This is a genomic window from Pseudonocardia pini (assembly GCF_013870575.1).
In the GTDB taxonomy this organism is placed as follows: Bacteria; Actinomycetota; Actinomycetes; order Mycobacteriales; family Pseudonocardiaceae; genus Pseudonocardia; species Pseudonocardia pini.
The window spans coordinates 1-11,943 of record NZ_JACBXB010000086.1 but is presented as its reverse complement, the minus strand read 5'-3'; the positions used below and the strand labels follow the sequence as shown (position 1 = coordinate 11,943).

The 11,943-nt window shown below is 72.2% G+C and carries 11 protein-coding genes; 4 read left to right on the top strand and 7 right to left on the bottom strand.

Features of this window, described 5'->3' with window-relative positions:
• Positions 1–152 precede the first annotated feature (152 nt).
• The 6 genes from H5J29_RS08125 to H5J29_RS08100 form a co-directional block, all read right to left on the bottom strand.
• A complete protein-coding gene (locus tag H5J29_RS08125) occupies positions 153–1,184 on the bottom strand; it encodes a phosphotransferase family protein (RefSeq protein ID WP_181780297.1) in 1,032 nt (343 codons plus the stop codon).
• Positions 1,185–1,195: 11 nt separating this feature from the next.
• The gene (locus H5J29_RS08120; RefSeq protein WP_246393646.1) at positions 1,196–2,002 is read right to left on the bottom strand and encodes an SDR family NAD(P)-dependent oxidoreductase; all 807 of its coding nucleotides are present in this window, start codon (positions 2,000–2,002) and stop codon (positions 1,196–1,198) included.
• Entirely contained in the window at positions 1,999–2,769 is a 771-nt protein-coding gene (locus H5J29_RS08115) for an SDR family NAD(P)-dependent oxidoreductase (protein WP_181780295.1), read from the bottom strand. The genes H5J29_RS08120 and H5J29_RS08115 overlap by 4 nt, the downstream gene beginning before the upstream one ends.
• Before the next feature lie 52 nt (positions 2,770–2,821).
• Positions 2,822–4,042 carry a cytochrome P450 gene (locus H5J29_RS08110; protein ID WP_181780294.1) on the bottom strand — a complete coding sequence of 407 codons (1,221 nt, stop codon included), beginning with the start codon at positions 4,040–4,042 and terminating at the stop codon, positions 2,822–2,824.
• A gap of 14 nt (positions 4,043–4,056) precedes the next feature.
• Positions 4,057–4,266 (bottom strand): ferredoxin, encoded by a 210-nt coding sequence (locus H5J29_RS08105; RefSeq protein WP_181780293.1) that lies wholly within the window; start codon positions 4,264–4,266, stop codon positions 4,057–4,059.
• Between the two features lie 92 nt (positions 4,267–4,358).
• Positions 4,359–5,564, bottom strand: a complete 1,206-nt coding sequence (locus H5J29_RS08100) for an ABC transporter substrate-binding protein (protein WP_181780292.1) — start codon at positions 5,562–5,564, stop codon at positions 4,359–4,361.
• A gap of 449 nt (positions 5,565–6,013) precedes the next feature.
• Here H5J29_RS08100 and H5J29_RS36155 point away from each other — a divergent pair, with 449 nt between their 5' ends.
• A complete protein-coding gene (locus H5J29_RS36155; RefSeq protein ID WP_181780291.1) occupies positions 6,014–7,036 on the top strand; it encodes a DUF2889 domain-containing protein in 1,023 nt (340 codons plus the stop codon).
• An 8-nt stretch (positions 7,037–7,044) separates the two neighbouring features.
• Here H5J29_RS36155 and H5J29_RS08090 read toward each other — a convergent pair whose 3' ends face one another.
• Positions 7,045–8,073 (bottom strand): LacI family DNA-binding transcriptional regulator, encoded by a 1,029-nt coding sequence (locus H5J29_RS08090; RefSeq protein WP_181780290.1) that lies wholly within the window; start codon positions 8,071–8,073, stop codon positions 7,045–7,047.
• A 234-nt stretch (positions 8,074–8,307) separates the two neighbouring features.
• Here H5J29_RS08090 and H5J29_RS08085 point away from each other — a divergent pair, with 234 nt between their 5' ends.
• The 3 genes from H5J29_RS08085 (at position 8,308) to H5J29_RS08075 (ending at position 11,848) form a co-directional block, all read left to right on the top strand.
• Complete coding sequence (locus H5J29_RS08085; protein ID WP_181780289.1) at positions 8,308–9,777, top strand: sugar porter family MFS transporter; 1,470 nt, start codon at positions 8,308–8,310, stop codon at positions 9,775–9,777.
• Complete coding sequence (locus H5J29_RS08080) at positions 9,774–10,769, top strand: sugar phosphate isomerase/epimerase family protein (RefSeq protein WP_181780288.1); 996 nt, start codon at positions 9,774–9,776, stop codon at positions 10,767–10,769. Before H5J29_RS08085 ends, H5J29_RS08080 begins: the two co-directional genes overlap by 4 nt.
• Before the next feature lie 98 nt (positions 10,770–10,867).
• Positions 10,868–11,848, top strand: coding sequence for a substrate-binding domain-containing protein (locus tag H5J29_RS08075; protein ID WP_181780287.1), 981 nt, complete (start codon positions 10,868–10,870; stop codon positions 11,846–11,848).
• The last annotated feature ends 95 nt before the right edge of the window (positions 11,849–11,943 follow it).

Below are 11,943 nucleotides of genomic sequence, written 5' to 3'. Positions count from 1 at the left end.
GAGCTGTCGGGCCAGGTAGACGTCGTCGGGCGGGTCGGCCGCGAGCTCGTCGAGGACGTCCCCGACGGCCTCCAGGAGCCGCCCGACCGAGGTGCCTGCGAGGTGCACGGGAGGGCCCTTCGTCGGGTGGGTGGGGTCCGGGGCGGCCGCCGTCATCGGTCGGGTAGGTCGCGCAGGACGTGGCGCAGCAGGTTGGGCAGCCGGGAGGCGAGGACGGGGAACCGGAGGTCACCGGTCCGGCCCTCCTGGAACCGGCGGGCCGCCGTCAGGAAGACGACGGCGGACCGCACGTCGTTGAAGACGAGCCAGTACCGGAACGCGTCCTCGGACACCGGCTCGCCCGCGAGCCTCGCGTAGAGCGCCAGGAAGTCCTTCGTGCTCACGACACCGTTGACGGTGTCGACGCCGCCGCCCTGCAACCTCATGCAGCAGTTCGCCAGGTCCTCCACCGGGTCGCCGACGTGCGCGCCCTCCCAGTCGAGCATCGCCGCGACCGTGCCGCCGCGGGCGATGACGTTGGCGAGCCGGTAGTCGCCGTGGACGAGCGTGCGGCGCGGCGAGATCCGGGCACGGTTGTCGAGCAGCCAGGCGAACGCCAGATCGAGGATCGGGATCGGCTGGGGGCGGTCGCGCAGGTAGGTCTCGTGCCAGACCGACACCTCCCGCTCCGGCCGCGCGTCGTCCGTCCCGGGCAACGCGCCGGGGAGGACGTCGAGCGGCGTGCGGTGGATCTCCGCACCGACCCGCGCGAGGTCGCCGACGAGCCCGACCCGGGTCCGCTCCTCCGGCAGGGTCTCCTCGAGGTCGGCGGGCGTGGGGACGACACCCTCGACGAGGTCCATGACGTAGAAGGGCCGTCCGGTCGCCTCCCCCGTCGCCTCGAGCCAGAGCGGCTCCGGGCAGGGCACCGTCCCGCCCTCCCACAGCACCCGCTGCAGGTCCCACTGCTCGACGACGTCGTAGCGGTCGAGCAGCCCGAACTCCGGGGCCCGCCGAGCGACCAGGCGCCGCTCCCGCCTGCCGCGGTCCCAGGCGGTGTCGAGGATCCAGGACTCCCAGGAGAACCCGGCGACCGCGCGGTGCGCATCGGTGACGACCAGGTCCGCGAGACCCGACGAGTCCGCCAGGAACCGGCCGAACCGCTCGGCGAGACCGGACGTCGTCCCCCGCTCCGCGGCCCTCATCGCCGCGGTCCTCATCGCCGCACCGCCGTGGCGCCGCCGTCGACCACGATGTCCTGCCCGGTGACGAACGCCGACTCGTCGCTCGCGAGCCAGACCGCGGCGTGGGCGACGTCGGACGGCAGACCGGCACGCGGGATCGGCTGGATGCCCGCGAAGAGGGCCTCGACCTGCGCGGGGCTGCTCCCCGGGCGGCTCGCGTACGACATCGGGGTCAGGAGCGCTCCCGGGCTGATCGTGTTGACCCGCACGAACCGGTCCGCGAGCTCGGCGGCACACCCGAGCGTCATGCCGAGGACCCCCGCCTTCGAGGCGCTGTAGGCGACCCGGTTCGGCGACCCGCGCAGCGCGCTGATCGTGCCGATCGTGATGACCGACCCGCCGCCCGCGCGCACGAGGTGCGGCACCGCGTGCTTCAGCCCGAACCACGCTCCCTTGAGGTTGACCGCCAGCTCGGCGTCGAAGTTCTCGTCCGGGGTTCGCTCCACCGGCGCGAACGGGGAGATCACCCCGGCGTTGTTGACCATCGCGTGGAGGGCGCCCCAGCGGGACACCGCCGCCGAGACCGCGCCCTCGACCTGGGCGGAGTCGCTGACGTCGGCGGCCACGAACGCGGCCGCGTCGCCCAGGTCCTCGGCGACCCGACGCCCACCGGGCCCGTCGACGTCGACCACCAGGACGTGGGCACCCTCCTCGACGAAGGCTCGGGCGATGGCCTCGCCGACGCCCGACGCGGCCCCGGTCACCACCGCGACATTGTCCGCCAGCCGGGGCGCCCGGAGGATCGCGCGGCCGGCCCGGGACGGCGAGGGCGCCGTCATCGCACCGACAGCCCGCCGTCGTGCGCCAGGATCGCCCCCGTCATCGGGCCGAGATCGTCCCCGGCCAGGAACAGCGCCGTCCGGGCCACCTCGACCGGCTCGGCCCGCCGCACCGCGTCCGCCACCGGCTCGTCCCGGGAGACGTCGAACGTGGGCTCGTCCGGTCTCGACACCGTGGCCGTCATGCCGGTCCGGATCGCTCCGGGTGCGATCGCGTTCACCCGGATGTTGTGCGGCCCGAGCTCCAGGGAGAGCTGCCTGGTCAACGCGATCAGACCGCCCTTCGCCGCGACGTAGGCCGCCCGCCCCACCCGGTGGGCGACGAGGCCCGCGACGGAGGCGGTGTTGATGATCGCGCCCCCGCCGCGCTCCTTCATGTGCGGCACGACGGCCTTGATGCAGAAGAACGCGCCCGTCAACGTCACCGCGAGGGCGGCGTTCCACTCCTCCTCGGTGATCTCCTCGGCCGAGCTGTAGAGCCCGTTCAGGACGGCCGCGTTGTTCCAGAGGACGTCGATCCGGCCGTACGCCGCCAGTGCGGCGCCGACCATCGCCTCGACCTCGCCCAGCCGCGACACGTCGGTCCGCACGGCAAGCGCCTCGCCACCGGAGGCGCCGATCTCCCGCACGGTCTCGGCCAGTCCCGCCTCGGCCACGTCCACGCAGACCACGCGGGCCCCCGCCGCGGCGAACAGCAGGGCCCCGGCCCGGCCCAGACCGCCCGCCGCGCCGGTGACCACGGCGACCTTGCCGTCCAGCCTCGTCACCCCTGCACCACGGACATCGCCCTCACAAACAGCGCCCTCACAGACGTCGCCCTCACGGGAGGACGACCTCGTCGACGTCCCACTCGACGACCACCGAGCTCATCCCCCAGACCGCCCCGAGCCGCGACTCCGACCCGACGAGCCGGTACGGGGGGATGACCGCGTGGAACTCGTCGAACGCCACCGCGAGCACGACCCGCGCCAGGGCGGCACCGATACACCGGTGCGGACCCAGGCCGAACGCCATGTGCCGGTTGGGCTCGCGCTGCAGGTCGACGCGATCCGGATCCGGGAACTCCGCAGGGTCCCGGCTCCCGGCCTGTCCGAGGAAGTGGACCCGGTCGCCCGCCTTGATCTCGACCCCGCCGAGCTCGGTGTCCCGCAACGCGGCCCGCAGGGGACCGACCGGGGCACCCACCCGCAGCATCTCCTCGACGACGGCGGGGATGCGCGAGCCGTCCTCCCTCACGTAGGCCTGCATGTCCGGGTGCAGGGCGAACAGCTCGACAGCCTGCGAGGTCACGCTCGCGGTCGTGTCGAGCCCGCCCGCGGCCAGCACGATGAGCAGCCCGACCAGGCGCTCGTCCGGGATGGGCGCCCCGTCGACCGTGGCGTTCATCAGCGTGCTCGTCATGTCCTCGCGCGGCCGCTCGCGCCTGCTCGTGATCTGGCCGCGGCAGTACTCGGTCACGGCCTCCAGGGCCTCGGCCTGGATCCGGCGGTTGGCCTCCTCCGACTCGCCCGCCACCCCGTTGACCTGGCGCTTCACCCAGTTCTCCAGCTTCACCCGGTCCTCGAGCGGCCAGTCGACCATGCTGAGGAACATCGAGCTGGCGAGCGGGCGGGCGAAGTCGGCGACCACCTCGCAGGACCCCGTGGGCGCCAGCTCGGCCAGGAGCTGTCGCGCCACCTTGCGCACGTCGTCCTCGAGCAGCCGCATGCGCCGGGGCGCGAAGAACGGGTTCAGGATCCGCCGGTAGGTCGTGTGCTCCTCCCCGTCGAGCTCCAGGGGGACGAGCGCCTCCCGGGGCTCGATCGTGACCATCTTGACGCCACGGCTCGCGCTGTCGAACAGCGACACGTCCACGAGGCCCCGCCGGATCTCCTCGGCCCCCACCACGATCCAGTACCCGCCGTTGCGGTCGGTCCAGACGACCGGGCCCTTCTCCCGACGCCATCTGCTCGCCTCGGCGTGGGCCTGAGGGATCCCCAGGTCGCCGAGCACGTCGAAATCGACGACCAGGTCGGCAGGCACGTGCTCCGGTCTCGTCATCCCGTTCTCCTCCGTCACGGTCGTCCGCCCTCGGGTCGGACGGCGATCGCCGACTCCGGGCAGTTGGCCGCGGCCTTGCGGACCGCGTCCGCCGAACCGTCCGGGACGCCCGCGCGGGCGACGAAGGCCTTGCCCTCCTCGTCGTCGAAGTCGAACACCGCCGGATCGGCCGAGAGGCAGAGCGCATGCCCCTGGCACCTCGTCGCGTCGATGGAGACCTCCATCGCCGCACCTCCTCGCGTAGCCGGGCCATCGCCGTCCCCCCGGGCCCCGCGATCGACCGATCTCGACCGATCACGGGCACCCCGGGTGGCGGTCAGGAGGCGGACGGGTTCCCGAACTGTCCGTCCACCAGCTTGGTGGGCTTGATGAAGGCGAACTCGGTGGGATCGGGGTTCGCCGAGTGCGAGGTCGGGCTGAACGTGTACGACGAGAAGATCGCCGTCTTCGGCCCGCCCGGGGGCAGGGCCTCGATCGCCGCGGCGATCTTGGCGCCGTCGGTGGTGGTGCCTGCCGCCTCGGCACCGGCGGCGGCGAGCACCACCGCGTCGTAGGCGTAGGCGACCGTGAGCGGAGCCGGGATCCCGCCCGCCGCCTTCATCCCGGAGATGAGGTCGGTGACCGGCTGCGGCTGGTCCGCCTTGTACACGGTGCTCGCATACGCCATGGCCTTGAGGTTCGCCTCGAACTCCGTGTCGAGCATCCCGGCGGGCGGGGGGCTCGTGACGACCGGGGAGGCGATCACGGCACCGTCACCCAGCAACGGGACGTTCCACCCGAGACGGTTCACCCCCTGCAGGACGTAGCCCGAGGGTGCCCCGTAGGCGAAGAACACCAGGACCTCGGGGTTGGTGGCCTGCAGGGCCGAGAGCTGCGGTGTCACGTCCAAGGTGGACGTCGCGAACTTCTCCGCCCCGGTCAGCGTCAGCCCGGCGGCCTGGCACTGCTTCGTCACCTCGTCGGTCTCCGCGTTCGCGAAGGGGGTGTCGTTGCGGATGATCGCGAAGGACTTGACGTTCATGGACTGCATCTGCGCGCAGAACGCCGCGCCGATGCTCGCGGTCGACGCCGCGAGATCGAAGCTGTACGGGTACTTCGCGGGATTGCCGGAGTCGGCGGTCTGCGCGAAGTTCAACGCCACGATCTTGTTCTGGTTCGACAGCGGCAGCACCGCGCTGGTGATCGGCGAGGCATCGGTCTGGACCAGCACCGAGGGCTTCGCGTCCCCGCTCAACGCGGTGTTCAGCTTGGTGACCGCCGTGGTCGGCGAGTTCGCCTCGTCCTGCACGTCGAGCTCGATCGGCCGACCGAGCACCCCACCGTTCTTGTTGATGACCTCCACCGCGGCCTTGGCCGCATTGATCTCGGTGGTGGCGTTGTTGGCCAGTGCCGGTGCACTGATGGGCGCGAGCAGCAGGATCCGCAACGGCTCCCCACTCGGGCCCGCGCTGTCCGCGGCCTGCCCGCCGCCACAGGCCGCGGTCACGGCCAGGACCACGGCCGCACCCAGCGAAACGATCACTCTCCGCATTGAGAGCCTCCTCGGAGTCTCATCGTGGTCTCCCGACCGGTCGGTAGACGGGAGACTAGAGCCAACCGTCGCCCCCCGTCTACTGCCTCGTGAGGATCACCGACGCTCGCCCGCACGAACCGAGCGCGACCACCCCGGCCGGCCTCGCAGGGGCGTCGGGCCACCTCGGCGGCGTCACGGCAGCCTCAGCGCCACCCTGGCGACGCTCACAGAACGTGCCGCGAGTGAGCACCGAGCCCGGACCACTGGGCCCGGCATCGTCGACGCCACAGCCCCGGGCCCGACAACCCGCAGCGCCCAGCGGCGATCCGGCACGGCGCCGGGTTCGCGCTCGTGGGAACCGTCGCCACGGGGGGTGACTGTGACCCGGTCCGGTTTGACAGCGCACTCCGTCGGACGTCTACTGGAAACGTGATTTTCAGTGACGTCCGGCGGACACCGTGATCACTCCCCTGTCCCACACCATCCCCCTGGGCCCACTCCACCCCGGCCACGGCATCCACGACCCGTCGTCGGGGACACCCGACCGCGTGCCGGGCTCGGTCCGGCGGACCGTCACCACCGACATGCTCCGACCCGACGGGATCGACGGCAGACTGGTGCTCGCCGGACGCGGACGCGACCTCGCCACGACCCCCGACGGGACACCGCGGGTCCTGTCCACCGCAGACATGGAGGCCGAGGTCGACTTCGCCGGCGACTGGTCACTGCTCTCCCTCGACACCGACCCGCCCCGCCCCGCCCTCCAGGCCGTCCTCGGCGCCAACGCCGGTGCCGGGTTCCGCGGCAAAGTCCTGACCGCCGACCCGGCGGTGGCCGACGAGGCGAACCTGCTCCACCAGCTCCTCGACGACATCCCCGTCACCACCCTCGTCAGCGGACACGCCTGGGGCGCCGAGACCGACCGCCGCGGCGACCGGTCGACACCGTCCGGCAAGTCCTTCTTCGGCCGCGACATGTGCGCCGGGTTCGCCGACGGCGGCACCCTCATGACCCGCGTCGACGAGGTCGGGAGACCACCCGTCGTCACCGGCCCGCCCGCGGGCGAGCTGCGCACCGACGACCCCTGGGCCTGGCACGAGCTACCCCCACTGCCCCCGCACGGGATGCGCCGAGCCCGCCGCACCGACGTCGTCGGCGGCGACCGACCCCGCGTCGACGTGCTCTACCGAGACTCCTACCTCCGGCCGGACGGCCTGGAGACGGTCATCCACGAGTACGAGATCACCCTCGAGTTCCGGGACAGGGTGATCCACACCATCCGCGCCACCCCGCGGGTCCTGCCCTGGGTCGAGTGCCCAGCCGCCGCCGCGAGCGCCGAACGCCTCGCCGGCATGCCTCTCGCCGGACTCCGCACCCACGTCCGCAAGACCTTCGGCGGCACCTCGACCTGCACCCACCTCAACGACACCCTCCGCTCACTCGAGGACGTGCCCGGGCTGCTCGCGCACCTCACCGGCTGACGCCGCCCTCAGGTGGGGGCGGGACCGGTCGAGCCCCGCACCTCCAGCCGCGGCGGGATCAGCTGCATCCTGCCGTCGGAACCGGGCAGCTCGATCCGGTTCAGCAGGGCCGCCGCGGCCTGCTGGCCCATCGCCCGCGCGGAGCCGTCGACGCTGGTCAGCCACAGCGCGCGCAGCCGGGCCAGGCCGGAGTTGTCGAAGCCGACGAACGACACGTCCTCCGGCACCCGGAGGCCGAGCTCGGCGGCGGCGGACAGGGCGCCGACGCAGGACATGTCGTTGGCGGCGAAGACCGCGGTGGGCCGTTCGGGCCTGCTGAGCAGCCGGACGGCGGCGCGGTAGCCGCCGTCCTCCGTCATGTCCGCGGTCTCGACCGCCACCTGCGCGCCGAGCCCCGCATCCCGCATCGCGTCCTCGTAGCCCTGCATGCGCAGCACGCCCGCCTTGCCCGGCAGCCCGGAGATGTGCGCGATCCGGGTGTGCCCCAGCTCGACGAGATGGCGGACCGCGAGGGCGGCGCCGAGGCGGTTGTCGTTCGCGATGACGTCCACGTCGGGCAGGTCGAGGTCCATGCCGCCGACGGCGACCGTGGGGATCTTGCCCGCGACGTCCCGGATCACGTCCGAGGCCGGGATCGACCCGGCCAGGACGAGACCGTCGACGCCCAGGTCGAGGAACGACCAGGTCAGCGTGTCGTCCATCATGCGGTCGATCCGGCCGTCGCCGAGCAGGATGTGCTTGCCCCCCGCGTGCAGCGCGGGGGTGAGGCCGTCGAGCATGTCGGCGAACCACGGTTGGCGGAGGTCGTTGAGCAGGACGCCGATCGTGTGCGACCGCCGCTCGGCCAGCCTGCGCGCCGCGGCGTTCGGGCGGTAGCCCAGCTCGGCGACCGCGGCCAGGACGACCTCGCGGCTCTTCGCGCTCACCTTGGGCGAGTTCCGCAGCACCAGGGAGACGAGGGACCGCGAGACGCCGGCGCGCGCCGCGACGGTCTCGAGCGTGGGACGCGCGGGCGTCCCGGTCTCCGGTCGCGCCACGGCACCACCTTCCTGTTGGAGCGGTGCAACGCTAGGAGAGCCGGTCACGCGGTGTCAATCCGCCCGGCCGGACGGAATCGACCGCGCTTGACAGATTGTCAGGACAAAGCTCTTGACAGCGCTTGTGCCGCCGCTCACTATAACTCTGCTTGGAGCGCTCTACATCCGCTCCCCCGGCTGACTCGACGCAATCGACAGGCGATGGACCCAGGCTCCGTCGCCGAGGAGGCGCCAATGACGGCGAACGACACCGCGCGGCCCTCGACGCCCGCGGCACCCACCACCGCTCCGGGCTCGCCCCCCTCGGGCGGGACCGCTCCCCGGCGGTACCTCACCGGTCTCACGGTCATCTCGACCCTGGGCGGCCTGCTCTTCGGGTACGACACCGGCGTGATCTCCGGCGCGCTGCTCTACCTGCGCGACGACCTCCAGCTCACCGCGTTGTCGGAGGGGGTCGTCGTCAGCTCGCTCCTCTTCGGGGCGATGTTCGGCGCGCTCTTCGGCGGGCGCATCGCGGACCGCCTCGGGCGCCGCACCGGCCTCCTGCTCTGCGCGGGGATGTTCCTGCTCGGCGCGCTCGGCTCGGCCCTCGCGCCGGACGTGACCGTCATGGTGGTCGCGCGGGTGCTGCTGGGCCTCGCCGTGGGCTCCGCGTCGGTGACGGTCCCGCTGTTCCTCGCCGAGATGGCCCCGGCGGACCGGCGCGGCCGGATCGTCACCATCAACGAGCTCATGATCGTCTCCGGTCAGCTGCTCGCGTTCGTCGTCAACTCGATCATCGACGCCACCGTCGGCGGCGACCACGTCTGGCGCGTGATGCTGGGCGTCGCCGCCATCCCCGCCGTGTTGCTGCTGGTCGGCATGCTGTTCCTGCCCGACTCGCCCCGGTGGTACGCGCTGCGGGGCCGCTACGCCGACACCCGCCGGGTCCTCGAGCGGACCAGGCCCGCCGCCGACGTCGACGCCGAGTACGCCCAGATCGTGGAGCACGCCGAGGCCGACACCGCGGAGGAGCAGAAGAGCCCGCTCGCCACCCTGCGCGCCCACCCGTGGATGCGCCGCGTCCTGTGGATCGGCATCGGCCTGGCCGCCCTGCAGCAGGGCAGCGGCGTGAACACGATCATCTACTACGGCACCACGATCCTGGAGTCCACCGGCCTCGGGGCCAGCGCGTCGATCATCGCGACCGTGTCGCTCGGCGTCATCGCCGTGCTCGGCTGCCTGCTGGGCATCTACCTGCTCGGCCGCTTCGACCGCCGTCCGCTGCTCATCATCGGCACGATCGGCGTGGCCTCCTCGCACGCGGTGCTCGCCGTCTGCTTCCTGCTCCCGGAGTCGACCGCCGTCAGCTACCTGATCCTCGGCGCGATGCTGCTGTTCATGCTGATCGTGCAGACCTTCGCGGGCCCGATCGTGTGGCTGATGCTCTCCGAGATCTTCCCGGCCGCCATCCGCGGCTTCGCCATGGGCCTGGCGATCTTCGTGCTGTGGGGCGTCAACACGGTCATCTCGTTCGGCTTCCCGATCATGGCCGAGACCGTCGGCAGCGCGGGCACCTTCGCGATCTTCATCGTGATCAACGCCTGCTCCGCGGTCTTCGTGATCCGCTGCCTGCCCGAGACCCGCGGCCGCTCGCTCGAGCAGATCGAGGACCGGTTCCGCCGTTCGACGACCATGTCCGACCTGAAGGGTGACAACCGATGAAGCTCGGTGCCTACACCGCCTGCCTGCACGACAAGCCGCTCCCCGAGGCACTGGCGATCCTCGCCGAGCTGGGCCTGACCAGCGCGGAGATCAACTCCGGCGGGTTCCTGCCCCCCGTGCACCTGCCGATCGCGGACATCCGCTCCAGCGAGACCGCCCGCTCCGAGTACCTCGGCCTGTTCGCCGAGCACGGCATCACGCTGACCGCGCTCAACTGCAACGGCAACCCGCTGCACCCCGACGCCGCGGTCCGCGACAAGCACGGCCAGGACGTGCGCGACGCCGTCGAGCTCGCCGCCCTGCTCGGCGTACCCCGCGTCATCACGATGTCCGGCCTGCCCGGCACGAACGCCACCGGCACCAAGCCCGCCTGGGCCGCGCTGCCGTGGGAGAGCTCGGGCCTCGACGTCCGGGACTACCAGTGGAACGAGGTCGCCGTCCCCTACTGGCGCGACCTGCAGGCCCGTGCCGCCGACGCCGACGTCCACGTCGGGCTGGAGCTGCACCCGCACAACGTCGTCTACAACGCCCGGACGATGCTCCGGCTCGCCGAGGAGATCGACGCCACCCACATCGGCGCCGAGCTCGACCCCAGCCACCTGTTCTGGCAGGGCATGGAGCCGGTCGCCGTCATCGGCGCGCTCGGCTCGCTGGTCAAGATCGCCGCCGCGAAGGACATCCGGGTCAACGCGAACGCCGCCGTCAACGGCGTGCTCGACGACGGGTTCGCCCGCGTCCCGGTCGGCTCCCCCGGCGCCATCCCGCTCGGCGGGGACTACACGCTGTCCGAGTGGCCCAAGGACTCGTCCTGGGACTTCGTCGCGGTCGGCCGCGGCCACGACGTCGACTATTGGACCCGGTTCCTGGCAGCCCTCGCCGAGGTCGACCCGGACATGACGGTCAACATCGAGCACGAGGACCAGGAGCTCGACCAGATCGGCGGCCTGCGCTCCGCCGCCGAGGTCATGCTCGCCGCGGCCGACCGGGTCTGACCCGTCCCGGGTGGCCGCGCCGTCGCGGCCACCCGGCTCCCACCACGACCTCACCGGCCGCGACCGCCGCGCGCAGGGGACACCCGAGAGGAACAACGATGTTCAGAACCCGAAGTGGCCGCGTGCTCGTCGGCGTCGCCGCGGTGGCACTCGCCACGGTCACGGCCTGCAGCAGCTCCGGCGGTGCCCAGTCCGGGCCCGAGGCGGGCGCAGGCACCGAGCGGCTCACCATCGCCATGGTCACCCACGCGCCGGAGGGTGACGCCTTCTTCGACGTCATCCGCACGGGTGCGGAGGCGGCCGCGGCCAAGGACAACGTCGAGCTCAAGTACTCGAGCTCCGGCGACATCCCCACGCAGGCGTCGTTCGTCCAGAACGCCATCGACAGCAAGGTCGACGGCATCGCCGTCACCCTCCCCGACCCGGACGCGCTGAGCCCGGTCGTGCAGAAGGCCGTGGCCGCGGGCATCCCGGTGATCGCGTTCAACGCAGGCGACCGGCGCTGGCAGGAGAGCGGCGCGCTCTCCTTCTACGGCGAGCCCGAGGTGCTGGCCGGTGAGTTCGCCGGGACCAAGCTCAACATCCTCGGGGCCAAGCACGTGCTGTGCGTGCTGCAGGCCCAGGGCCAGATCCAGCTCGAGGACCGGTGCCAGGGCATCGAGTCCAAGTTCGCGGGCACGACCGAGAAGCTGTACGCGCAGGGCACCGACCTCCCGCAGTTCGTGTCGACGGTCTCGGCGAAGATGCAGCAGGACCCCTCGATCGACGCCGTGGTCACCCTCGGCCCGCAGCTCGGTGTCGCGATGGCGCAGAGCCTCAAGGCCTCCGGCAGCCAGGCCAAGCTGGTGACCTACGCGTTCAACCAGGACCTCATGCCACTGCTCGCGGACGGCAGCGTCTCGTTCACCATCGACCAGCAGCCCTACCTGCAGGGCTACCTGTCGATCGACTCGCTGTGGCTCTACAAGCAGAACAAGTCCGTGATCGGCGCACAGCTCTCGGTCCCGACCGGCCCGGTCGTGATCGACCAGAGCAACCTCGCCGACGTGCAGCAGGGCGTCAAGGACGGCATCCGCTAGCAGCGCGACCTCGGAGGAACCGCGACGGGCCGGTGGGAGGACCCACCGGCCCGTCGCCGTCTCAGCCGAGCGTCGTCGGGAGCCCGGTCGCCGCC

Bases quoted from the DNA above. Each gene is read 5' to 3' on its own strand.
- H5J29_RS08125 (WP_181780297.1), bottom strand. From the start codon at position 1,184: ATGAGGGCCGCGGAGCGGGGGACGACGTCCGGTCTCGCCGAGCGGTTC.
- H5J29_RS08075 (WP_181780287.1), top strand. From the start codon at position 10,868: ATGTTCAGAACCCGAAGTGGCCGCGTGCTCGTCGGCGTCGCCGCGGTG.
- H5J29_RS08105 (WP_181780293.1), bottom strand. From the start codon at position 4,266: ATGGAGGTCTCCATCGACGCGACGAGGTGCCAGGGGCATGCGCTCTGC.
- H5J29_RS08110 (WP_181780294.1), bottom strand. From the start codon at position 4,042: ATGACGAGACCGGAGCACGTGCCTGCCGACCTGGTCGTCGATTTCGAC.
- H5J29_RS08120 (WP_246393646.1), bottom strand. From the start codon at position 2,002: ATGACGGCGCCCTCGCCGTCCCGGGCCGGCCGCGCGATCCTCCGGGCG.
- H5J29_RS08085 (WP_181780289.1), top strand. From the start codon at position 8,308: ATGACGGCGAACGACACCGCGCGGCCCTCGACGCCCGCGGCACCCACC.
- H5J29_RS08080 (WP_181780288.1), top strand. From the start codon at position 9,774: ATGAAGCTCGGTGCCTACACCGCCTGCCTGCACGACAAGCCGCTCCCC.